Consider the following 23,341-nt stretch of genomic DNA (forward strand, 5'->3'; position numbering starts at 1 on the left):
AGTGGAACAGGAGCGGGGCTAATGTATCGTATTGGCAATGATAAACGGAAGACACAATCGGCCAGACTGGTCTGTAGGGGCCTGGAGGAATTGATGCGAAAGCATGATTATAACGACATCACCGTGACCAGCCTCATCAACACCTCCGGTGTCGGCAGAGCGACCTTCTACCGCTTGTTTGACGACAAGTCAGATGTGGTTCTGTACCAGATGGAATCCGTCTTCACTGAATTATTAAGGAGTACCGGCCCTTATTCCGACCCTAACGCGATGGTCATGGATTTATTTGAGCTTTGTTTTGGCCGAAAAGAGTTCTTTTTATCGATTATCGAAGCCAATTTGTACGGAGAATTTCAAACCCGGCTTGCCAGTATTCTCAGTCAAAAACTGAGCTTCGTTCAAGAGAGAACCGGCTTGGATTACAGGAACTGGCAGTACTTTATACAAGTCCGCACGGCGATGCTGTTGTCCGCTCTGCGCGTTGCCATTACTCAGTTTAACGAGGACAATCCGGTGGAAGTGCTGGAGACACTGAACAAGCTTTTCGGCAAGCAGCCGGCGTTATTCCATGAAGCGGGGACAGCCGCGGGAGCCCAGGAGTGACTTCCTGCATTTCCCACGGCTCTTGGCATGACCTTCTAATCCCTCATGCTTTCAATTCGTCTTAGGCTCTCCGTGTCCCGGGCTGGAGATGCACCGAAGAAGCGGGAATACTCCCGATTGAACTGCGAGGGACTCTGATAGCCAACATGATATGCGGCACTTGCTACTGGATAGCCCTCGAAGGCAATGAGATTTCTGGCCTCAAGGAGCCTTAATTGCTTTTGAAATTGAATAGGACTTAACCCCGTAGCCCGTTTAAACTGCCGGTGAAAGGTATTTATAGCCATTCCCGATTTCGATGCCAGCTCACCAATGTCTATTGGCCTCATAAAATTACTCCGGAACCATTTTACAATTTGAGATATCCTGGACAAATCACTTTCCCGCTGACCAAATTGCCTCAGATTCCCTCCTTGTGGTCCCATCAGTACGCGATACAGGATTTCGCGCTCATAAGCCGGTGCAAGAGCCGGAATATCTCTTGAAGCTTTGGATAATCGCAATAAACGCAGCCAAGCCTCCATCAATTCAATATCCATGTCGCAAGCTGCGAATGGCCCGGAAGCAGCCGGTAATAGATTCTCCTGGAGATCTCTTAGCAGACTCTGAAGAACATTCTGATTCAACTTGAGACCAAGGGACATGTAAGGATGGCCATAGCGGTCTGGATGTACAACCGCCGTTGCAGGAACATGTACCGGTAACACGTAATAAGATGGTCCTGCCAGTTCTGTGCTGCGCCCCCCTATGGATAGAATCTTTCTTCCTTGAACCGTAAAACCAATCATCGGCTCGTACAGCGCTGCAAGCTGATGATTGGGGATCGCTCCTTTAATCATACTTAGCCCCGGTACTCCGGTATCCATCTGCCTGGTGCCCGCATCTTTCATCAGCTCCATTATTTCTTCAAGGACATTTTTCATGCACATAGTTTATCACACGAATGGTGCTTTTAGGCAATCAATAGGCACTTTCAGGTCTATTTGGATATGTCAGCTGCCGCTACAATTAGAACCAGGCCGAACACAAAACAAGGAGGAGCTTATGACAATTGCGATAGTAACGGGTGGAAGTAATGGCATTGGAAAAGCGACGGCGCTGGAGCTTAGCAAACGTGGAATTAACGTCATTCTCACCTACAATTCCTATAAGGACCGTGCAGAAGATGTCGTACAGGAAATCGAGAAAAATGCAGGTGTCCGGGCAGTCGCACTGAAGCTGGATCTGACGCAGATATCAACCTTTGCAGGCTTTATTCATGAAGTGAAAGAGAGTCTCCACAACATTTGGAACCGGACAACCTTTGATTACTTGGTGAATAATGGCGGTATTGGCGGACCCATGCTGTTCACTGAGATGAGTGAAGAATATTTCGACAAGATTCTGAATACAAACTTCAAAGGACCGGTTTTTCTAACACAGCAGCTTGCCGGATTCATGGAGGACGCCGGAGCTATTGTAAATACCACGAGTTCATCCAAAAATCAATCATTTCCGGGCTACTCCGTCTATGGCTCGTTAAAAGCAGCCTTCTCAACCTGGACCCGCTACATTGCCAAAGAGCTTGCACCGCGCCAAATTCGGGTCAACGCCGTGTCGCCTGGTCCTACGCACAGCAATTTCGGCGATGGAGTATTCGATAAACATCCCGAATTCATTAAGCCGCTGGCGGAGCAATCTGTATTCGGCAGAATCGGCCACCCCGAAGATATAGCGAGGGTTATTGTGAGCTTGTTGTCTGATGAGTTCGGATGGGTTACAGCCCAGGACATTGAAGTGTCTGGCGGGCATTTGCTTTAATTCAAACGCCAAAAGACCGCCCTCCCGGCAAAGGAGTGCGGTCTTTTAAGCATATCTTGGTCCTATAAGAAGCTTTTACTTATTGTACAATCTGTAGAGGAAGACCGCCGCTTCTGCTCTGGTGGTGTTGCCGGCCGGATTGATCTTGTTACCGCTGCCTTGGATAAGCCCTTCCTTCACCATGGCCGCTACGCTGTTCACTGCATAGGAAGCCACCTTGGACTTGTCGGAGAATTTCTGCAGATCCGCAGCTGTACCCTGGGTATTCAGCTTTTTCTCCAGCTTCAAGGCCCGTTCGGTCAACACCATCATGTCCTGCCGGGTGATCTTCTGACCGCTGCCGAAGCTGCCGTTATCCAGGCCATTCGCAATTCCAAGCGCTTTGGCAATGGCAAGTTCATTATAGTAGTAAGCATTCTTCTGTACATCGCTGAAATTGCCATCTGTCTTCGCAGTCAACCCAAGTGCTCTGACAAGGGAATACAGGAAATCTGCTCTGGTGATATCCGTTGACGGATGGAATACCTGACCCTCTGTCATGAGAATATCCTTCGATGCAAGGACTTCGACCGCATTTTTGGCCCATGCTGTTTTTCCGAGATCTGTGAATGTCTTGGATACATAAGCTACTGCGAAATCGCTGAAATGAGTGGTTGTGAAGGTTACCATACCGGTCTTGGAAGCATAACGTCCGCTTGGTACGGTCATAACCTTCCCGCTTCCGTCAATATACCGCACAACTATCATTTCCGGATTCTTCAATTCGTCCGCAGACGGCTGGTAGGGCACGGATACGGTTACAGGTGCCCCGGGATTACTCCAGGCTGTTTCTTTGCCATCTACCTTAAGGCTAAGCTGAATGATCGGTCTATCGCCTAGTTCCTCTTTTACTTCCGCCGGGAGCTTGGCCCTGTCACCTTTTCCAATCTCCAGCGCTACTTCCTTGCTGCTGCTTTCAGGTGTACCTGTCAACATATTACCGGGGATGACGACCTGACCGAATTCGGTGGAAACAGTCAGTTTGTTATCCTTGGTTCCGCTGGTCAGTGCTGCAGCAGGCAAGCCTACCGAGTATGAATTCACTCCTTGCACGGCAGGGATGTCAAGCGTCACATTTTTCCCGATGAATTCCTTTGCTTGTGCCAGATCCGATACCTTAACTGATGCAGTCCCATTGTTCACTGTTGCCTGCATGGTTACTTTCTGACCTTCTACAACGGGTGCTGCTGGTGTTGGAGAAACTGCTGGTGCAGACGTTGCATAGCTGCCAGGTGCAGACGTTGCAGGCGCAGGTGTTGCTGGTTCAGGTGTTGGTGATGGTGTTGGTGATGGTGTTCCAGGTTCGGGAGTGGACGGAGTCTCTGTCTTACTGTTGGTTACTTTCAGGGTATAAATCTTGACCCTGCCGTCTGCCCCTGTGACCTCAACCTTTATATCTGTTTTGGTGCCCGGTGTCAGCGTTATAGCTTCGGAAGCTGCACCGCTGACAACCACCGTATCGTTGACTTTGATGGTTGACCTGCTGTCTGCCGCCGCTGCTGTCACGGTCATGCTGCTGACATCCCTCAGGGACACATTATACTCTGTGGTGGACGCATTGAACGCTGGCTCGAGTGTTCCTGCACTCAAGGACAAGCTTCTGAGGTCAGCGTTCACGCTATTAGGTGTATAGACTCCAAGATCGCCAAGGTCGATGGCATTATTCCCGATGGCCTGATATTCGCCTGCAAAATAATCCTCCAGATACGAATGTCCCAGAAGGAACCGGTCCGGCTTCATAGCGCCATAGTACCCGGCATTCGCATTACTTTGGCCATCAAACAGAACATAGCTCCCCTGCCATCCGGAACCACTCACGCCCCAGCTGATGATGTGGTCGATATACGGGGCGAACTTATTGAACATTTTGTAGAGCAGTGCGTACTGATAACCAAGAGCGTCCGACTGTCTGACATTAAGCACTGCCGGAGCGGTTGCGCCTCCTCCAGGGGCATCGGTCGGCACCTTAAGATCAAGCTCTGAATAGGTAATACCCGACAGCAGGCCCCGGTCAACGAGAGAGGCATAGAGGGCCATCGCATACTGGTTGTCGCTTGCAAGGGTTTTACCTACCATATCATGTCCCTGGATTCCGATGTCTTCGATCAGGGGTCTTCCGTCATACAGCGGATCGGAGCGCCATGCGGTATTTAATTCGAGAACCATATTGTATACAGTTCTGGCTTTACTGCGGGTCGCAAGCCCGTAATCGTTGTACGTCAGCTTCGGAGGATTGTCAACGATGTAGCTGTCAATGCTGCCTTTATTGTCGTGTCCATCCAGCTTCATATACTCCGGAAGGTTAGCGTAATTGGCTTTGTAAGCTTCCGCCATCTTGACGTTGGGCGCCGCGATGTGCGCATTTTTGAACAGCAGGTACACGTAATGATCGGTGATGTCGCCGCCAATCTCATCATCGGACATGGCCACCAGCCAGTTGGTATGCTTCAGGCTCGTTCTCCAGCTGTTCGAATCCTTAAGGGAAATCTCGCTGTGGCGGCTTTCGTGTACCTCTTCGTTCAGCACATCCCACGAATTGAACGGAATGACGCCACGGGCTTCGCTGGACCCGTACTTCGTATCTGTAGTCAGGAAGTGCCGCATCACATACATGGTGTGGTTGAACTGCACTCTTCTCGCCATTTCTTTGTCTACCTTAACCGTAGTCGTGACGCCGTTGCCAAGTCCGTAGAACTCGGCACTGCCGTTATACCCGGAGGGCAGGCTTGCAGGGATCATCTGCGCCATCCAACCAGGGGCCTGGTTATACCAAGCCAGAACATGACCGTGAGACTTGTACTGTCCGGGAGTTCCCGAATCCCGGATCGCCTGATAAGCGTTCGTCGGGAAGCTGTATTCCTCTAAGCCAGGGGCAGTGGTTGCGCCTTTCATGGCCTCACCGTTCACGTTCTTCAGCCATTCGGGACCACGGGGATGCGTGCCGTCGGCCTTCAGATTGTTGCCGTCGACGAAGATCTCATAGTGATTGGCTCTGGTTCCGGTTACAGGCCCGGTGCCGATCGCGCCGACCATGAACAGGCCATTTTTCTTATTGTACACACTCTTTAGAGGCGCTACGGCACTCTGGTTTTCCTTGTTAACTACGTTCGAAAGGGCCTCGCCATTCGGATCTGGTGCGGTAATCTCGATGTTAGAGACCAGCAGCATACCAGTTTCTTCAGGACGGGCATTCTCGCCATGCAGCTCAAGAATGAAATTCGAGGAATTTCCAGCTGATGCGGTAATACTGTGATGCGCCTTCAGCCAGGATTCACCATTGTAGCTGCCCACCCAGTCAGGGTTCAGGTTATTGTACTGGTAATCTCTGAGGTAGCTGTCCAGGTTTTCATTGGTATTTCTGACTCTCCATCTCATGAATTTGCCTTGCGCACTCTTCGGATAGTAGACATCGAATTCAATCGTTGAACCCACTGTGACATTGACGGCCGGGGACAACGGGGATTCCAGACTTATGCCGCCGAAGGTGCTTTTTCCGTTGTGGGCGTAATTAATCTGAAGCACTTCCGCTTTACCTTGGGCATCTGCAAAAGGATACGTTATCGTCTTGAATGTGCCGCCGGCAAAGTCAGCGGGAACACGATTGTCCAGCGGAGTTCTAGCCGTCCAGGTATTAGTGGGCGCGGTAACTTTTACAGAAACCTTACCCGGACCCGGATCAAGACGGAAATACGGATCGGAGCCGTCTGACTTAATATTTTTGGTGAAATTCATTATCGCTTCTTTAAGTGCTGCAATAGCTTCGCCATCGGGAGTGTTCGCATTACGTGCGAGTTCAATCGCATCATTCAGAGCTTGGAGCTCATCAACATGCACCCAAGGAAAAGCCTGCTGCACGTCAGAACCATAGACAGCTCCATACACAGAATGGCTGACTTGGAGCGGGAACTCCGCATTGCCGGTTTTTAGAGCCTCGGCCTCAGCAATGAGGTCGCTCAGTTCAACGGACGGTTCCTCTCCAGCCGCAGCAGCCGGGACGGGAGTATACGTGAAGATGGAGAACAACATGATGATGACGAGAAGGCGGGAGATGCTGATTACATATTTTCTACTGTTCATCTAAGTTTGACTCCTTTTCTTATGGAGATTCTTACCCTTGATTACGCCAAGTCTGGCTTGACAGTCAATTCCGCACCTCCCTCTGAACCCATTGGCAGACAAAGTTTGAAAACGCATTCACAAAAGCGGATGATTAGGCTGTAACTGTTTTCATATTAACAACACGAAGCGAAAGTCTAAATACGGGTAATGCACGAATGATTTTAATATATTACGAAAATAGACACATTCCCCAGCCGATCCTTCCATGAAACAGGGAATATGGTATGGCAATGGATTATAGGCAAAAACAAAAAGACCGCCCCCTCTCGCAAAGGTATGCGGTCTATCTGATGCTCTACTCGGTTACCTGACTCACATTGCTGGTTCAGCTTTACAGTCTCGCAGCCTTTAACATTAAATAAAAATGATGATTAAAATGCACTTCATTCGTATATATTTTTGTGAATAAACCAATGCACTTGTCTTTTATTTCCCCAGTGAACTTTTGGGACATGATGGCTTTATTCGAATAGAACCTTACTGCCTTCCAGTCATTAATAATTTGGTCCAATAACGGGTCAAGCGTATCTTTTGCATTGATATGATCAAGGTTATACTTATAGAGAGTATTTAACCTGTATTTCTCAGAACATTTCCTATAAATAGTACTGCTTAGTGTTTCTATAATCGTTTCATTTGTTATAATGAGCTCGTAATTTTCTGCCAACAACAATATATTATTTAAACTTTCCGTTATTTCATTTTGATACCTGCACATATTTTCTATAAATTTATTGATGTTATTTTGTGCTAACCTCTTATTGTTCAAGCTATCATGATCAGTGGGGGACACTAGTGCATATTCCCAAAAATAGTTTGGCATTTTCACATGTTCCGAACTCAGGCATGACAATTTAAATTCTGAAAATGGTAAAGAATATTGCCTGTATTCTGTAATATCATCAACCGTATATATTTCCCCGTTAGTCCGATTGAAGCCATAGACAAAAACAGGGTGCAGTCCATGTTTTTTGTTATAGTAAAAGTCTCTCCCGCGTTGATAGAATAAATCAATAAAAATGGAAATCGGATGCCCCCTGGAAATAGAGCTTATGATCTCATCTTGTAACGTATCTAGTGCAGGGGATTTTTTACGAACAGAGATCCCCATTTCCTCAAGGATCTGATCTCCCTCCTGAAGCTCCAATACCTCTAACTTGAAATATCCTCTTGCTTGTATTTTTTGTTCATTAAATCTATAAATACTAATCACATTATTCAAAATCGGCAGTTCATCTTTTTCGAAATATCTGGCAAGCGTTAAATACAAATTGTAGTCGCAACTAAAGTATGGAAAATTATGATGAGGAAACATTTTGGTCATGCCGTCGAAGGGTTGAAAGGTGTCCAGGGAAATAATATCTTCCATACAATATTTCTCCTAACCTAAAATTATTGTCGATATTACGGCTATGTCACCTCTTAACAAGGTTCATCATACGGTATTGCTGCGTCCCAGCCTTCATCTCTTCATATTTCTTCGAGCCGGGCAATGCGATGAAATCACTGATATCTCCATTATTCATGCTCACGTTGGCATTGTTCGCAATTCCTTGTGGGCCAGTACGTTGCTTTGCATTCTCATCACATGATAGAAGGACATTCGAAGTCACATCCTGATTGCGGATTACAGACAGACCTGCTTCCTCTAAAAGCCTCACGTTCTTCGCTACCTGATCTTCCAGCATCAGCTCCGTATACAGAAATACACCGCCAACTCTCATTATCCGGTACACTTCTTCATAGAAGCGTGATCGGTTCGGATAGGCTTGCGCGGATTCCATATTCAATACAATATCGAAACTCTCGTCTGCAAACGGTATATTCTCCGCATCGCCGACGAGATAGAAAGATTCACCCCCTCTGGATTTGGCACTGCAATACGCAATATTCGCCGGGCAGATGTCGAGACCGACAATAGACAGAGGCTTGAAATATTTATACAAAGCTGCTATGTTCCCTCCCCTGCCGCATCCGATATCGATAACCTGCCGCTCCGAAATCGCCGTCCTGCCCACCGTCTCGAGCAGCAGCTTGACTGAATTTCTATTCCATACATCGTCGGGCTCGATCACCGCATGTTGCTCACTCCCTTGCGAGACGTAACCATAGTTTAAGAAGGTTGCGAATCGGCCTATGCCGGAAAGCGCAAAGGAATCCGAAATCTCGCTATAATCTCGAATTTCGCCCTCTTTACGCTTCCAATCAGACGGGTGGACAAACTGCTCACGCCGGTCGAGCATCGATACATAACGATTATCGATCGTATATGCCGCATCGCAGTTGCGGCATCGCAGCAATGCATCCGACTGGGCCAGCTCGCCCTTGCAGCTGGAGCATACCAACCTTGCATGCAGATGCTGTAGCATGACTATCACCCAGCCGATATATGCATTTGATTCAATGCGTACACATTATAGTAATTTGGGATATTCAAGTCTTCGTAGTAATCGATCGAGATATTGAAGCCGTTGGTTCGGAAGATGTTCTCAAGCCTGCTGATTTGTTCTCCGTCCAGTCCGTGTACCTCCATTACAATTTGCCTGATTTTGCCCCAATCCTCTGGATGGATGCCTTCCAGCACCTCAAATTCACTTTTTTCCACGTCGATTTTGAGCAGATCAATGGGGTTCAGATCGTAATAGCGGATCATTTCAGAGATCGTAGTTAGCTTGCAGCGATGGATTTGTTCATTCAAGAGCTTCGGCGACATAAGTTGATCGACAAACCGGTTTAGCATGCGCGGGTCGGCGAATTGATCCCGGTAATGGTTGATTAACCCGTATCGGAGATCCTGATCGTGGTTCTCCCGGTATTTGATCTGGACAGAATCCGTGGACATCGTGGGGAAATAGGCAAACTCCGCTTCCTTGATCTCATTGGAAAGCCCAACGTTAACCGTTGTTACGCGAGGCAGCGAGCTCGTATTCATCTTCAGGAGCTTAAATGTCGGAGGCAGTGGCTCAAACGCATACACCCTGCAGTTGCTCTTGCTGCTGACATATAGGGTGAACATGCCGATATTAGCACCGACGTCCATGACCGTGCCATTATCCGGGAGCGTAATCCCATGCTTGAAATACATCTCCTTTTGGAAAATCTCGTTGTAGAGGAACTCAGTCTCACCTTCGTTGTTTTGATAGATTTCAATCCCGTTGTCCAGCCGCTTCTTTGCGGTGGCCTCTGTCTCCGACGAAAGGCTCTTTTGCTCCATCCTGCTCATCCAATTCACCTTCTCAACAATTTATTTTTTTGGCATTTCTCTCTAACTGCTGGCGCTCTCATAGTGTTTGACGGCCAGCTTCCAGAACAGCCTGACCACTATAAGCGATATCACAGGAGCTACAAAAATCCATATCCCAAGGAACAGGTCCAACCGGTCGATCAAATAAACTGACGGCATGTTGGTGATAAACAAGATAGGCACGACATACAGCCCTATTCTCCGCAGCCATTTGGGGTATATGTACATCGGCATATTGTTCAAATCCCAACATTTGTCCAGTATGTCGAAGATCGCACCGGACTTCACCGTCCAGAAGGCCAGAATTTGCGGAAGCAGAAGCACCGAGTAGGTCACGATCGTGCTACTCAAGATCACCCCGATATATCCGGCCAAGTGGATCAGGCTTGGCTCGATGCCAAGACGCCGCCAGGCCAGTACGATCATCGTGATCCCGGCGATCAGGTTCGGAATTGGAAACGCGAAGTTAACGTTCCGGAATGAAATCATGAACTGCAGCGATAGCGGCTTCGTCATATACAGGTCCAGCGTCCCGTTGCGGATATGGCCGGCGAATCTATAAAAGTTATCCATAAACAATCCTGTATAGATTGCGATCATAATTGTATAGGTCCCGGTGAAGATCATCATCTGGTCAGGAGAAATTCCATTAATTTCAATTCCTAGCTGGTAAACGAAGATGATATAGATCAGCTTAGAAAACAGAAATACGGTCTCCATGATCAAACCGGAGTAGAAATTCGCTTTGTATTCCATGTAACCGACCAGGCTATTCTTTGCGAAAATAAAAAACATACGTACATGCTTCCGAATCTCACTCAAGCGGATACTCACAGATCTAACCTCCAACGGCTACATATTTCTTCATTCCGGAATCCCAAGACAACTTGGAAATGATCAACAGCACAATTACCCAAACCGCCTGCAAGAGGAGCCCGCTCACGATATCATGAATCGCCAAGCTCCCGTTGATGATCTTAACCGGGAAGAATACAACATACTGAAACGGTAAATAGCTGGAGATTCTAGCAAACGTATCTCCGAAAACATTAAGCGGAAAGATGGCGCCACTGAGCAGATAGACGCCTTGGTTGAAAGCGATAAATACGCCCCAAACCTCAGTAATGATGAACGCGAGCGCACTAATTGAATAAAAGAGCAGGAAGTTGATGAGCAGTCCGAACAGAATACTGATCAAAAACATAACGATCTGCCCCGCGCTAAGCTGAAACTCCCAAATCTGAGTAAACACGGTCATCAGTATGACGAATAAGACAAGGACAACCCCGGTCTGAACCGTTTTTCCACCCAAAAAATTGCATATCCGATAGCTAAAATAATGAATGGGCTGAGCGATAAATTTGCTCAGTCCACCCGTCTTGATATCATTCGCGATTTCCCCTTCGAAGCCGGCAGAAACCAGCTTGGAGACGACGCCGGACAACACGGAATAGATGATGATCTGTGAATAAGAATAGCCGTTAATAATCTCTTGCGGCGAGCTGCGAAACACGGCTGTCCAGAGGAAGCATTGGACGAGTATGATAAAGCCGCCGCTAATAATACTCATCAGGAAATCGGTCCGATACTCCATCGCATTCTGAAGCGCAAGGATGTACGTCCTTTTATACTTCTGCAAGACTTTCATGTCTGACCTCATCTTTCTGATATAAGCTTTCGATGCCTCGCTCGACAGGTATATCTTCAACTGTGAAATCAAGGATCGGGAACCGGTCCAGCATCATCTTGGAAAGTCGCTGAAGCTCATGCTTATCGATCTCCATGACGGCATTCAGGCCGTCATGTTGAGTAATAACGCCATAGTCGCTTAGCGCTTGCCTTGGCACTTCGTCCGTAAATTGCAGCTTAATAATCTTTTTGGCATGAAACAGCTCGTTCACACGCCGGAGATCGCCGTCGTATACGATCTTCCCTTGATTGATGATGATCGTTCGTTTGCACAGATCCTCAATATCCGCCATGTAGTGGCTTGTCAGAATGACCGTTGCCTTCGTCTGCTGGTTATAATACTTCAGGAACTCCCGAATGCGCTTCTGCGAAATCAGATCGAGTCCGATTGTAGGCTCATCCAGGAAAATCACCTTGGGCCGGTGGATGAGCGACGCAATTAGCTCCATCTTCATCCGTTCCCCCAGCGAAAGCCTCCGCACCTGAATGTTGAGCAAGTCTTTAACGTCAAGCATCTCCGTAAGCTCATCCAGGATAAGGTTGTAGGACTCATCCTCGACCTCATAGATGCATTTGTTCAGGTATAACGATTCATTCGCCGGTAAATCCCACCACAACTGCGATTTCTGTCCCATCACGATCGAGAACTGCATCTTGAATTCTTTTTTTCGCTCCCAAGGGACATAGCCTAATACCGTCGCCTGCCCGCTTGTCGGATACAAGATCCCGGACAGCATCTTAAGCGTTGTCGTTTTACCGGAACCGTTCGGGCCTAAGAATCCAACCATCTCGCCTTGCTCGATTACAAGTGATATATCGCTAACCGCTTCTTTGATCAGTGATTTACGCTTCACTAAATTTTTGAGCGATTTTTTGAGTCCCAGTTCTTTTTCGTAGTACTTGAAGCTTTTGGATAATTCTTTCACCTGGATAATACCCACTTGCGCACCTCATTTGTGAATTTAGAATAGTTAAACACCGTGCAAATGCAAGACACTGCACTTGGAACATGCCGGTGTCAGTCGTTCGTCCATCATTTCCCTTATCCTTCTGTAGTTCATGCTATGCCATAATTCTTGTACAGACGTTTCTTGTAATTTGCCGATCTCGAACTCCTTGAAAAATTTGCACGCGATAATTGTTCCGTCGGGCGTAATGTCCATGCGGTTCGAGAGCGCCAGGCACTTCTTGTTCATCGTGCCTTTGCCCTCCACCTCTTTGCCGAGCACGAAATCTTCAATCTGGTCTTGATCCAGATTCGGCTGGTAGCGCAAGCGCATTTTCCAGACCCGCTGATTCACCCGGTCCAACTCGCTCATGAGAGCAGGGATACGCTCCGGATCGAGCTTATAGTTAAAAGCATGCCAGCTTCGTTCGCCCCTGTGCCCGCTCGCCGGAAGGAAGTCGAACTTCTGGTTGAAGTAATCGTCCATCCCCTGCGAGCATTCGTCCGAGATGTACCACGGGAAGCAGACGATGACCAGATCTACGCCGACACCCTCCAGAAAGTCCAGCAGATCGTACAGCTTGTCGGTCATACCATCGTTAACGACGGTATGGATCGAAATTTTGCCTCTGAATTTGTTCTCCTTGCGCAGCTCGACCAGCATCCGGATAGCATCTATCGCCTTGCCAAATACCCCTTTGCCGCGAAGCGCATCATTCTCTTCTTCGAATCCGTCAAGCGCGATGAGCAGCTCCAGGTTATCGGAGATTCTCTGCAAGGCATCCAGCTTTCGCTCGATCAGCACCGCATTCGTACAGATTGTCGTCTCACGGGGATGGGCTTCAAGCAAATCAGCCAAACGGTCGAAATGGCTGTATACAAGCGGCTCGCCGCCCCAGATATAGAGTCTCGACTTGGCGGGTTCCGTCTCAAGGATCAGCTTCTCCAGCAGCCCGTAGTCGAGCTGTTCCCGCTGCTGCTCCGGTGTCATGAAGTGATGGTAGCCGGTGTCGTTCCATTGATAGCAATGCTTGCAGCGCAAGTTGCATTGGTTCGTCAGTTTAATCCCGACCGACTCTGGCAACGGTGTCGCGTAACCTGCTATTTTCTCTATATTCCGCTTGGTTTCCATCGTATTCCTGATGGTACGTTTTAAAATATGCAAATCCTTTGCGGAATGTTTAATCTCAGATTTCGGATTCATATCAACACACCCTTCTTAAACGTAATAGGTCATGAATCAGTAGATATAATACCTTGAACAAGCCGTACAAATCGGAAGCATATTTTTTTTCATATACGCGCGATATTCTTTGTACTTGTCACTGCGCCAGATATCCACCAAATTCTCTTCGTTCACGTTGCCGAAGGTCAAATCATAGAAGGCATGGCAGGGCGAAACATCGCCCCTTGCCGTAATCTCCGCATAAACCCATGGAAGGGAGCACTGTCTTCGTTTATCAGCCATCTGATCGAATTGCCCCGAGAAATAGTTACGCAAATTCAGTTCATCTATCGTCTTCGGATAGGTGATCACATGGATACTATTTTTTATGCAATACGCTTTAACATTATTGAGCTGTCTCGTCAATTCGGGAATATCGATCTGGCTGAACGAACTGATATCCCGCCAGACCATCCCCTTGGCATACGGAGCTTCATGCACACCGAATTCCTCTCTAAGAACATCCACATATTGGGCATACTGTTCTTCCGTGGCATAGAGCTGCACTTCCATACTGATATGGTCCAGCATCGACAAGTCGATATGCTTAAAGAAAAATTCCTCGATGTACATATAGTTCAAGGGCGTAATGATAAAGGATACGCCCATCTTCGGAAATTGCTTGCCTTTGCTTTGACGGAGCTCATAGAGCTTCTCAATCCCCTTGATCACTTTCTTGAATACGCCTTTGCCCCTCTGCCTGTCGTTGATTACCTCAGGGCCGTCGAGCGACACCCAGATCTTATTGGGCGCAGTCTCGACAAGCATCTCGGCATTCTTCTCAAGCAATGTGCCGTTCGTGGGGAAGTCCGCTCTGCTTCCATAATGATTGATCATGGCGAGAATGTCGCTCAGCCAAGGGTACATCAGCGGCTCGCCGCCGAAGAAATCGTAATACGGCTTGCCGGGACTGCACTCTACGATGATCTTTTTGATCAGATCCGGGTCCAGCTGCGCTAACGTTTTTTTGCTTTTGTAGGGTCCTTCGAGTCCCCACTCATAGCACATCTTGCATCGCAAATTGCACTCCTCGAGCAGTTGCAAGACGATCCATCTCGGATAGCTTGTCGTATCCTGGGCAACACTCAATTTGTTTACGCTCATCGCATAACCCCTTCTGCCATTGAATTCTTACCCCTTCGTTAACGCGACTCTCGCACAATAATGATCTACATAATTCGTCCGTTCTCCGGGTCTGTTCTTGATCGCTTGATGCATCTCCTTAAGGACATCTACGGAAAAGTCCATCTCCCGCCACTTCTCGTAGCGTATTCCAAACCCAAGCGACTCCCATAATTCCAAATTGCTAAGCTCGTGACTTCCGAACGGCTCCAGCAGAATAAGAGGGGTTTCGGATGCAAGCGAGTCAATCAATGTGCCCGCTCCCGGCTTGGCCACGATAGCCATCGCCTCCGAAGCGACGTCGAATAACCAATGATGATCAACCTTAGCCGCGTATGAATTCGTATCTTCTCCCGTTATTTCGATGTATGGCGGAAACTCGTGCAGGCCGTTTGCGCTTTTCACCCATGCACACCACTCCGGATCGTTCATCCAATATCGTAGCTTATGATTGGGCTTCGCTTCCTTCCAATCATAAGCTACGATATCAAGCCCGTAGTTATGGCCGACAAGCTCTGGAACTTTACTTTGATAAGTGCCCATCCCCCAGCCGCCGCCATGAACAACAAGCCGCCGCTTCCTTGATTCGAAGGGCAGTGGCATACCCAGAGGAACCGGGATTTCGCATCGAATCTCCATCTTGCCGGGTTCATAGAGAGAAGCATTGTAATAATGCTCTTCATAGCGAGGATGATACTTCTTCAGGCTCTTCCAAGACGGGGCCAGATCTGAATCGACGTAGAGCAGGTCTACATGAATTCGATTCGGCAGCATCTTCTCCCTATACAAATCCAGAATATAGACCCAGTGTCCGGATAGCGATATGAATTCGTAGCGTTCTTCCGCTTTCCACGCCTCCAGCAATAGCTCAACCTGGGCGTAATCTATGCTGCCCTGGATATCCATCGGCATTCGGGCCGAAAAATTGGCAAGTGCGAAATCATTGTGGTAAGCCTTCCTGCTGTCGGCAATATGATCTCTCTTGTCTTTCTCCAAATAGCTTTCGAACACGAGCACTTCCGTCGCGATATCCCTTTTCTCGAAATCTCTTGCAGCTAACAGGCCGGGAATATAGAACCCCAGACCGAAACCGGAGCATAGAAACGTTACTTTTCGCTTACCCATAACTCTCTTCCTCCATTCATGGTTTCAAGCTCTTCGGACTGCATCAGCGGGCGATCTTGAAGGATAACGACGACAGCACCTCATTAACCTTCGCGGACAATCGTTCGTTATCCCCTTTCCCCTCAATCAACGAATAATACAATCTGCCCTTCACCTGCTTATTCCGGATCCCCTTGCACTCGCTGACGACTTTGTTAATAAAGAGCGTATTCGCGCTTAACGGTAGCATGCCGAACCCCCGATCAGGCTTATATAGAACACCCTCGCGGTCCAGTGATTCCAGCAATTGATCGAAGGATACATCACATGCAAACTGTAAGGTCGCATGCGTCATGCTCCCGGCCGTACCGTGCTTCTCGAGATATCGGTCAACATAATGTTTGATCAGACTCATCGATCTTCTTGCATTCACCTCAACGATTGGAACGATGCGGCCTTCTCTCAACAGCATCGAATCAACGCATACGTCGCCGTGATAACCAGACCGGTAAAGCTCGCGAGCCGTCAGCTTCATTACATCAAAGTACTCCGCTTCGTCCAGCATATGAAGCAGCCTGTCGTCGGCAGTATAGGAGCCTTGGTAAGCGAAATTATGATTGACTAATTGCTGCACGGAGATATGTCGGTACGTACCGTCCGGATCGATGTGGAATTGGCAGGAGAAATCCAGCTCCTTGAGAAGGAACGGCTCAATAATAAACCGAACCGTTCTTCCCTTTCTGCACTGACCGGCGAGATAGGATGTGACTCGCTGCAGAATCGCTTCCGACTCGATGAGCAAATTCCCCTTCCCGGATACCCCAAACTCATCTTTGATCAGGAAGGGTCCTTGTTTCAGCAAAGCCAAGCCGCTTGACAGCAGCTCTTCGTGGGAATAGACCGTCTGGCTGTCACATTGAAGATCTAGGCGACGGTTCAATTCGGTTGAATACAGCTTCGAGTTGACCTTCTGAACCGTCTCGACAGCTGGACAATCCTGTTCCAGCCCGTAACGCGCTGCAGTACGATCCGCCCCCGGAATGACGGCAAAGGGCGACAACCGGGCTCCCTTCAGCCAATATGGATCCATGTCCTCCACTCGATCAGCTGAGGTGAGCAGGTCGAATATATTGGCGGTTCTGCCTGCACTACCTCTATCAGGACTCTCAAGATCGGTTGAATTGGAAAAAAATTTAAATCCGATCTCATGCAAATACGCTTTATGGCAAACGTTCATTCGATAACGGGTAATAAGCCTATCCTGGCCCTCGCAAAATGGGAAAAGCAGCTCATCCATGGCCATCACGACATTCTCCATTTCAGGATCGTGAACCGACGGCAGTTTGGCTAAATTAGGGTCACGCCAGAAGCGTTCCGCGTCAAACATCCCGATAATGAGCTCGGATTTGCGTCTATCGTTCATACAGATGTCGTCTTCTGCAGCTCCGAGATATAATTGCAGAAGGCTGTAACCGATTCCATACATTCAAAGTCGAATTGTTCGAAATCGATTTCAATATCGAAACGCTCTTCCACCTTCAATAAGAAAGTAATTAGCTGTAAAGAGTCCAATCCCCCGTCTTCCATGATGCTGGAATGCCCGTTCAAGCTGATTGCCAGCTGGGCGTCGTCCTTGACTTCGCTTATCATCGCTATGATCTGTTTTTGCATAGGAACCTCCCGTTTAATGGATATATTGACCTTGGTAATAATGGATCGTTCTAGCGAGTGCATCATGCAAACTGATCGCCGGTTCCCAGTCTATGATCTTCCTTGAAATGGTAGTATCCGGATTCCTCCTCTTGGGATCATCTTCCGGTAGCGGGAGAAACTCGATCTGCGCGTTGGACTTCATGAGCTCCTTCAATAATTGGGCGACTTCAAGTATGGTGACTTCTTGCGGATTCCCCAAATTGACCGGCTGTTCATACGTGGTGCCCAGCAGTCTCATAATCCCTTCCAGCAAATCGTCGATATACTGAAAGCTTCTCGTCTGTCTGCCGTCGCCATAAATCGTAAGGTTTTGCTTGGACATGATTTGATTAATGAAATTGGTAATGACACGTCCGTCATATAAATCCATCTTCGGGCCGAATGTATTGAAGATCCGAATGACCCTTACCGGTATGCTGTATTTCCTGTTCATCCAGTAGGTAATCGCCTCTGCATAACGCTTCGCTTCGTTGTAGCAGCTTCTTGCTCCAATCGAATTCACGTTGCCATAATAGCTCTCCGGCTGAGGATGAACGGTTGGGTTACCGTAGATCTCGCTTGTTGAAGCCAAGAAGAAAGCGGCCTGCTTCTCTTTGGCCAGATGCAGCAGATGCATCGTTCCTTCGCTGTTGACCCTCATCGTTTCGATCGGATAGGACAAATATTTGGGCGGGCTGGCAGGACTTGCGAAATGCATCACCCAATCGACAGGTCCTTCAACTGCGAGCGGATAAATAACGTCATGCTCGATAAACTTGAAATTCGGCGACCGTAGGAGATTGTCAATATTGACAGTGGACCCGGTCAGAAAATTATCGGCACCGATAACGGTATGGCCTTCCCGCAGCAGCCTCTCGGCAAGGTTGGAACCGATGAAGCCTGCGACTCCCGTTAATACAATGAATATAAAGATCCCCCCCATTGCTTATGATTGGTGATAGCAAAGCCTATAATCCCAGCATCACTCCCTTCAATAGCTAGATCACCACCGGCTTCGGGTGGGGCTACTCCCTCGACATTACTGAATGGCTACCTGCTTCAGCCATCGTTCAAGGAATATTGATTCTTCATTTTCTATATTTGTTATCAGCGTAAGTAAGCTTTCTAAAATACTTATATCCCTTGTCAAATTGTATTTGAGCGCTACATTCACAAGTATCCTCGCCTTCACTTCAATTGATATGCATTCGTCTATATGCTCTTGATTTAATCTAATTAGATGACGATTATGGTACAAATACTTGAGTCTTAACGTCATTAACTTCTTATGATCATAAAGTAAATGAAAGGGTCTTATATCAAGTTCAGACTTTTTTTTCGATGTCTCTTTCACATAATTTAATAGAGTTGTGTATATTTGGATGCCGAAGTCAAGATTATCCCTGTCGCCGCCATAGTTGGACATCTCCCAATATTCCGGCGTTTTTTTAGTGAAATAGTTTCTTATAGAATTCACTAGAGTATCTGCACTGAATTTATCCTGATATTGATCATTGAATGTATATAGATAAACCATTTCTCTTAGATAATCATGATTGGTTGTTAGATGATTAGTATTGAACGCAAGATTGAAATCTGTAAATGATATCTCAGCTTGACTATAAACACCGTTCTTAAAGAAATCGGAAACATACAATATCTCTCTATTTAAATCATAACCGTATACAAATATGTCATGATGCAAATGGAGTCTATTATATCGATCACTTAATGGCACGTAGAAATAATTCACCATGGTGTGGATATAATTATTAGCATTAATGTTTTCTATAATAAATTGAATAACAGAGTCCCATTTAGTTGTTACAGTATCTCTATGTATCTTTTGAGTCGTAATCCATTTGCACGCATCTGAAGGCCGCAGCTCATAAGTCAGAGGGAAATAAAAATCTCCCCAATGATGCTTATAATCTTTGTTAATATATAATTGAATATAATTACTAAATATCCATGGGTGTGCGCACTCGTAATGGGTAAGAATGGACAAGAGATGGGCATGTTGCGTATATGTTGTAATCATCGGATAACTTATTGGTAATATTCCCTTGTCCAATGGTTGGGTTGTATTCTTCAATTTCTTCTTCCCCCTACTCATTTAGCAATAAGCGCTTTGTACTTGCCCTGTCCAGTTTTCCTGTTTTTGTTTTTGGAATGTCATCTATAATCCTCCATTGTCTAGGCACTTTATACGATGACAAATGCAAGTTGCAATGTTGTGTCAGCGCATCAATATTAACCAGACATTCTTCAAAAACTTTCAGAAATGCTATGGGTACTTCGCCTAATAGATCATCGTGCACACCAACAACCATGACCTCCTCCACTTCTTTCAAGCCATATAAAAATTCCTCGATTTCTTCCGGATAGATATTGATACCGCCTGATATAATGATATTTTTCTTTCGGCCTGTGAGTATGAGACACCCTGATTCATTCCAATATCCCAAATCTCCTGTCTTTAACCAACCATCAACAATGGTAACGTTCGTTAACTCCGGATTTTTGTAATAACCAAGCATCACATTCGGGCCCTTGACCCAAATTTCTCCTGTAGCAGCAGTTCCTTTAACCTCATTCTCTTCTTCGTCAACAAGCCGAATAGAAACGCCACTGACGGGTGACCCACAGGAAAGGCTGCGGTCTCCCCGTTCCATCATGCTCACCCGCGGAGAAGCTTCAGTTAATCCATAGGTTTGAATAATATCCGCTTTGGGAAACACAGTCTGAAGATGGTCTACTAATTTCGCGGGAATCGCCGCACCGCTAATCACAATAAATTCAATAGAATCAAAGGCACTCCAGTTTGTTGTCTGATGAAAATCGGAAACAAACTGCATCAATTGCGTAGGCACCGCTGAGAATGCCGTGACCGCCTTATTCTGAAACAGTCTAAAAGCTGTGCGCGGCAGCAAGGGCAAGCTGATAAGTATAATTCGGGTTCCATGAAGCATGCAAGAAATCAATTGCGTGACAATTGTAGAGCTGAAATGAACGGGCATCGTGACAAGAAACGAATCTTGATCCGTATAACCGACCTTTTCGCCATGTGCCAGCGCATTCGTTAATACATTCCTATGGGATAACATAACGATTTTAGATTTTCCGGTTGTGCCCGATGTAGGAAGGAGAATCGCACATGGATTGGAATCGGACGGATTCGTTAACGGGATCGATTCGAACGAAGGCATCGGCTCTTGTGATAAATCCTGAGCGGTAACCCAATGAATATCACAATTTAAATGCGCAGGTTGTGCATATTTGCTGATAACCAGCCTGACGTCACTGGCATTAAGAATATTTTCAATTTCAGTTTTGGAAGCCGAGTAAGGAACCGGCACTAGTACATGACCGCAGAACTGAATGCCAAGCGCTGCAGTAATGAACAAGGGCTCATTATTTGTGTATACTGCAAGATGACTTCCGGCCTCAAGATCAAAGTTCTTCTTTATATATAAAGCAATCAAGTATGCTTCAGTCATCACCTCTGCATAAGTCCAGTGCTGCTTTATATCTTGAAGGATAATATGTTCTTTGCGGTCACATGCCTCCATAAATACACGCTGAATGATAGTCATCATATCGTTTTCCCGGTCAAATAATTAAGGATTAATCCAGCCGTGGAGAACTTCTCAAACAACAGATCCTCATCAGGGATCGAGATGTTAAACTTCGATTCCATTGAAACAATAAGCTTGATGAAGCCAGCCGAATCGATCCCTTGATCCAACAAATTGGTATCGTGATCATCTGGATAATCGATTTCAAGCTCAGCAAAAATTTCATCTCTCAAGATATATTCAATTGATCTAGACATCATGTTTCCTCCGTTCCATAATCTTTAGAAAGGCTGGTTAGAGAGGATGGCATACATGGTGATATTCAGTGATGAGTAAGTGAAAGTGCTTGTGAAGGAGAGTAATCTCAAAACGATGGACAATGTCCATTCGCACTGAAAGAGTTGTTTGCAGAGACCCTGCAATTTATGCTGGAGGCGGAATATCACACGGTGCAGGACATGAAAAGCTTGACGCGAAGAGTACAACGACGGAAATGTCCGAGGGTTACCATCGTCAACATCGCTAAGCAACTAAAGAAAAAAAGCATTTTCCCAAGCGATGAAGCGCTGCTGAAAATGCTCTACTTAACTACGATGAATGCCACTTGTAAATGGATGGTTTTAGTATAAATTGCAAATATACCAATTGTCAACAATTTTAAATAAGCCCGTTGATGCCCTTTAGAATTCCATTCGTCATCTGAATGTTTCTCTCATTTTCGATCTGCGTTTTCCGCTTATCTTCCCGATATAACCTTACCAAGCACTCCACATGTGTGGAGTGCTTAATTTTGAATGTATCTTCATCAATCGTTTGGCGAGTTAGATGGCGGACGAGTTCTAACTGCTCATGTTGAAGTTCTTTAAGTTTCTTCTGGACTTTCTGAAGTTCATTTCTGCACCAACTGTGATCCAATAGAATAACCGCTCACGTTGATTGAGCGGTTATTCTACTATCGTCACCCGTTAGGTCAATAGCATTTGGTCACAGGTCCGTGGTAATTTGTGGGCAACAGAAAGAGGATGCCAATCGGCTATGTTACTTAGATTTCTTCTCTAGATTGCTAGGCCTACTTGATTGATGTTATAAAAAACTGCCTTGCCTTTCAACAAAGACTTACAAAGTTCAATCAGACTTGGTATATGTTCACGTATCCACACATGCATTTCTTTTGTACTTAGCCTAAACGCGTAGAGTTCACATATATTCAAGAACATCAATTCTTCTAACTGTGCGATGTCCATTTCTCCTGACGCAACACTAGTGTAGCCGGAAAGTAGCTCATCCCTTAATTCATTTTTAGTAAATAGGGCACCCATAGCGACGTCACTTGCGTAATATCCGAACCCCGATAATCCGAAGTCGATGAATGAAATTCCCATTGATGAACGGATTAAATTGCTGTAGTGAATGTCACCATGAATTAATCCCCATGTCTCAAAACATTTGGCCCAATTTTTCATACGGTCGGTTACCAGCAAAATGGCACTTTCAAGAATTTGAAACTCTTCAGTGGCGATAACACCCATTTTTTCGCCTGATCGCAGTTTATTCAACATGATATTTACCGACTCTATCCCATATTCGGGTCTTATGAAACTTGAATCATGTTTAAAACCCTGCGAAAACTGATGTAATTCTGCAATAGACTTTCCGAAGGTTCCAACCATTTCCTTACTAGTGAAATCTCCCTTGGACATGGTTTCTCCAAAAATCCATTTCAATACGGAACAATGCACTTCTTCGCTTTCAACGACATCGCTTGTTACAAGCTCACCCTCTAGATTCGAAACAGGGATTTGAACAGGGATTTGCGAATGAGACGACAAAGCTAACAGATATATTAGTTCTGATTGAATCGCCTCACGTGTGTTTTGTAAACCCTGCATGTTTTTTGTGATTGGTTTATGCATACGCAACAAGTAGGTATCTTCCGATCCCTTTTCTGTTACTTTGTAGGTAATATTTTCATTATGACGAATAAATTCCACGATAGGGTCGATTAAAGGATATTTCTGTATAACCTCTTTAAAGCACTTCGAATAATCCATGGATAAAATTTCACTCCTTACCATAGTAAACTACTACACGTTTGTAGATCCCCCCATTTGCAGACATAGAGCTTCAGAGCGGTGAGCCCTACTATACCTATGTACAAAAGCATATCTTTGAAGTGCTTG

At 46.3% G+C, this 23,341-nt stretch carries 20 protein-coding genes and 1 pseudogene; 3 read left to right on the plus strand and 18 right to left on the minus strand.

Translation table 11 applies throughout. From position 1 onward, the window contains the following. Positions 1-21 precede the first annotated feature (21 nt). Entirely contained in the window at positions 22-603 is a 582-nt protein-coding gene (locus C162_RS07645; RefSeq protein ID WP_036693143.1) for a TetR/AcrR family transcriptional regulator, read from the plus strand. A gap of 35 nt (positions 604-638) precedes the next feature. Here C162_RS07645 and C162_RS07650 read toward each other — a convergent pair whose 3' ends face one another. Further along, the gene (locus C162_RS07650; protein WP_036693145.1) at positions 639-1,526 is read right to left on the minus strand and encodes an AraC family transcriptional regulator; all 888 of its coding nucleotides are present in this window, start codon (positions 1,524-1,526) and stop codon (positions 639-641) included. A gap of 121 nt (positions 1,527-1,647) precedes the next feature. Here C162_RS07650 and C162_RS07655 point away from each other — a divergent pair, with 121 nt between their 5' ends. Next, positions 1,648-2,403, plus strand: coding sequence for an SDR family NAD(P)-dependent oxidoreductase (locus tag C162_RS07655; protein ID WP_036693147.1), 756 nt, complete (start codon positions 1,648-1,650; stop codon positions 2,401-2,403). A gap of 75 nt (positions 2,404-2,478) precedes the next feature. Here C162_RS07655 and C162_RS34200 read toward each other — a convergent pair whose 3' ends face one another. From C162_RS34200 to C162_RS07735, 16 genes are all read right to left on the minus strand, one after another. Then, positions 2,479-6,519 (minus strand): S-layer homology domain-containing protein, encoded by a 4,041-nt coding sequence (locus C162_RS34200; RefSeq protein WP_051493299.1) that lies wholly within the window; start codon positions 6,517-6,519, stop codon positions 2,479-2,481. Between the two features lie 373 nt (positions 6,520-6,892). Then, entirely contained in the window at positions 6,893-7,930 is a 1,038-nt protein-coding gene (locus C162_RS07665) for a hypothetical protein (RefSeq protein WP_036693150.1), read from the minus strand. Positions 7,931-7,976: 46 nt separating this feature from the next. Then, a complete protein-coding gene (locus tag C162_RS34205; protein WP_051493300.1) occupies positions 7,977-8,930 on the minus strand; it encodes a class I SAM-dependent methyltransferase in 954 nt (317 codons plus the stop codon). A gap of 5 nt (positions 8,931-8,935) precedes the next feature. Beyond that, positions 8,936-9,784 (minus strand): FkbM family methyltransferase, encoded by an 849-nt coding sequence (locus C162_RS07675; protein ID WP_036693153.1) that lies wholly within the window; start codon positions 9,782-9,784, stop codon positions 8,936-8,938. Positions 9,785-9,826: 42 nt separating this feature from the next. Beyond that, positions 9,827-10,639, minus strand: coding sequence for an ABC transporter permease (locus tag C162_RS07680; RefSeq protein ID WP_036693155.1), 813 nt, complete (start codon positions 10,637-10,639; stop codon positions 9,827-9,829). Positions 10,640-10,643: 4 nt separating this feature from the next. Next, positions 10,644-11,453 carry an ABC transporter permease gene (locus C162_RS07685; protein WP_051493301.1) on the minus strand — a complete coding sequence of 270 codons (810 nt, stop codon included), beginning with the start codon at positions 11,451-11,453 and terminating at the stop codon, positions 10,644-10,646. Then, the gene (locus tag C162_RS07690) at positions 11,431-12,435 is read right to left on the minus strand and encodes an ABC transporter ATP-binding protein (RefSeq protein WP_036693160.1); all 1,005 of its coding nucleotides are present in this window, start codon (positions 12,433-12,435) and stop codon (positions 11,431-11,433) included. Before C162_RS07690 ends, C162_RS07685 begins: the two co-directional genes overlap by 23 nt. 30 nt (positions 12,436-12,465) lie before the next feature. After that, complete coding sequence (locus C162_RS07695; protein ID WP_036693162.1) at positions 12,466-13,644, minus strand: radical SAM/SPASM domain-containing protein; 1,179 nt, start codon at positions 13,642-13,644, stop codon at positions 12,466-12,468. A 36-nt stretch (positions 13,645-13,680) separates the two neighbouring features. Then, the gene (locus tag C162_RS07700) at positions 13,681-14,769 is read right to left on the minus strand and encodes a radical SAM protein (RefSeq protein ID WP_036693165.1); all 1,089 of its coding nucleotides are present in this window, start codon (positions 14,767-14,769) and stop codon (positions 13,681-13,683) included. A 27-nt stretch (positions 14,770-14,796) separates the two neighbouring features. Further along, positions 14,797-15,912 carry a hypothetical protein gene (locus tag C162_RS07705; protein ID WP_036693168.1) on the minus strand — a complete coding sequence of 372 codons (1,116 nt, stop codon included), beginning with the start codon at positions 15,910-15,912 and terminating at the stop codon, positions 14,797-14,799. A 43-nt stretch (positions 15,913-15,955) separates the two neighbouring features. Further along, on the minus strand, positions 15,956-17,314 hold the full coding sequence (locus C162_RS07710; protein WP_036693170.1) for a hypothetical protein: 1,359 nt from the start codon (positions 17,312-17,314) through the stop codon (positions 15,956-15,958). Continuing rightward, positions 17,311-17,562 (minus strand): acyl carrier protein, encoded by a 252-nt coding sequence (locus tag C162_RS07715; RefSeq protein WP_036693173.1) that lies wholly within the window; start codon positions 17,560-17,562, stop codon positions 17,311-17,313. The genes C162_RS07710 and C162_RS07715 overlap by 4 nt, the downstream gene beginning before the upstream one ends. A 13-nt stretch (positions 17,563-17,575) precedes the next feature. After that, entirely contained in the window at positions 17,576-18,526 is a 951-nt protein-coding gene (locus C162_RS07720) for an NAD-dependent epimerase/dehydratase family protein (protein WP_200869191.1), read from the minus strand. A 96-nt stretch (positions 18,527-18,622) separates the two neighbouring features. Continuing rightward, entirely contained in the window at positions 18,623-19,678 is a 1,056-nt protein-coding gene (locus C162_RS07725) for a hypothetical protein (protein ID WP_036693175.1), read from the minus strand. A 13-nt stretch (positions 19,679-19,691) separates the two neighbouring features. Beyond that, on the minus strand, positions 19,692-21,182 hold the full coding sequence (locus C162_RS07730; protein WP_084648849.1) for a class I adenylate-forming enzyme family protein: 1,491 nt from the start codon (positions 21,180-21,182) through the stop codon (positions 19,692-19,694). Continuing rightward, positions 21,179-21,418 carry an acyl carrier protein gene (locus tag C162_RS07735; RefSeq protein WP_036693181.1) on the minus strand — a complete coding sequence of 80 codons (240 nt, stop codon included), beginning with the start codon at positions 21,416-21,418 and terminating at the stop codon, positions 21,179-21,181. The genes C162_RS07730 and C162_RS07735 overlap by 4 nt, the downstream gene beginning before the upstream one ends. A 227-nt stretch (positions 21,419-21,645) precedes the next feature. On the opposite strand from C162_RS07735, the pseudogene C162_RS37575 reads away from it, so the two are divergent. Then, positions 21,646-21,790: pseudogene (locus C162_RS37575) on the plus strand (IS256 family transposase); the annotation flags it as partial. Between the two features lie 426 nt (positions 21,791-22,216). Here C162_RS37575 and C162_RS07750 read toward each other — a convergent pair. Then, positions 22,217-23,212, minus strand: a complete 996-nt coding sequence (locus tag C162_RS07750; RefSeq protein ID WP_036693187.1) for a phosphotransferase enzyme family protein — start codon at positions 23,210-23,212, stop codon at positions 22,217-22,219. Positions 23,213-23,341: the final 129 nt, after the last annotated feature.

Origin of the sequence: Paenibacillus sp. FSL R7-269 (assembly GCF_000517865.1) — a bacterium.
Taxonomy (GTDB): domain Bacteria; phylum Bacillota; class Bacilli; order Paenibacillales; family Paenibacillaceae; genus Paenibacillus_AQ.

Excerpts from the sequence above, each read along its gene's own strand:
- C162_RS07645 (WP_036693143.1), top strand. The coding sequence starts at position 22 with ATGTATCGTATTGGCAATGATAAACGGAAGACACAATCGGCCAGACTG.
- C162_RS07650 (WP_036693145.1), bottom strand. The coding sequence starts at position 1,526 with ATGAAAAATGTCCTTGAAGAAATAATGGAGCTGATGAAAGATGCGGGC.
- C162_RS07655 (WP_036693147.1), top strand. The coding sequence starts at position 1,648 with ATGACAATTGCGATAGTAACGGGTGGAAGTAATGGCATTGGAAAAGCG.
- C162_RS34200 (WP_051493299.1), bottom strand. The coding sequence starts at position 6,519 with ATGAACAGTAGAAAATATGTAATCAGCATCTCCCGCCTTCTCGTCATC.
- C162_RS07665 (WP_036693150.1), bottom strand. The coding sequence starts at position 7,930 with ATGGAAGATATTATTTCCCTGGACACCTTTCAACCCTTCGACGGCATG.
- C162_RS34205 (WP_051493300.1), bottom strand. The coding sequence starts at position 8,930 with ATGCTACAGCATCTGCATGCAAGGTTGGTATGCTCCAGCTGCAAGGGC.
- C162_RS07675 (WP_036693153.1), bottom strand. The coding sequence starts at position 9,784 with ATGAGCAGGATGGAGCAAAAGAGCCTTTCGTCGGAGACAGAGGCCACC.
- C162_RS07685 (WP_051493301.1), bottom strand. The coding sequence starts at position 11,453 with ATGAAAGTCTTGCAGAAGTATAAAAGGACGTACATCCTTGCGCTTCAG.
- C162_RS07695 (WP_036693162.1), bottom strand. The coding sequence starts at position 13,644 with ATGAATCCGAAATCTGAGATTAAACATTCCGCAAAGGATTTGCATATT.
- C162_RS07700 (WP_036693165.1), bottom strand. The coding sequence starts at position 14,769 with ATGAGCGTAAACAAATTGAGTGTTGCCCAGGATACGACAAGCTATCCG.
- C162_RS07705 (WP_036693168.1), bottom strand. The coding sequence starts at position 15,912 with ATGGGTAAGCGAAAAGTAACGTTTCTATGCTCCGGTTTCGGTCTGGGG.
- C162_RS07710 (WP_036693170.1), bottom strand. The coding sequence starts at position 17,314 with ATGAACGATAGACGCAAATCCGAGCTCATTATCGGGATGTTTGACGCG.
- C162_RS07715 (WP_036693173.1), bottom strand. The coding sequence starts at position 17,562 with ATGCAAAAACAGATCATAGCGATGATAAGCGAAGTCAAGGACGACGCC.
- C162_RS07720 (WP_200869191.1), bottom strand. The coding sequence starts at position 18,526 with ATGGGGGGGATCTTTATATTCATTGTATTAACGGGAGTCGCAGGCTTC.
- C162_RS07730 (WP_084648849.1), bottom strand. The coding sequence starts at position 21,182 with ATGATGACTATCATTCAGCGTGTATTTATGGAGGCATGTGACCGCAAA.
- C162_RS07735 (WP_036693181.1), bottom strand. The coding sequence starts at position 21,418 with ATGTCTAGATCAATTGAATATATCTTGAGAGATGAAATTTTTGCTGAG.
- C162_RS07750 (WP_036693187.1), bottom strand. The coding sequence starts at position 23,212 with ATGGATTATTCGAAGTGCTTTAAAGAGGTTATACAGAAATATCCTTTA.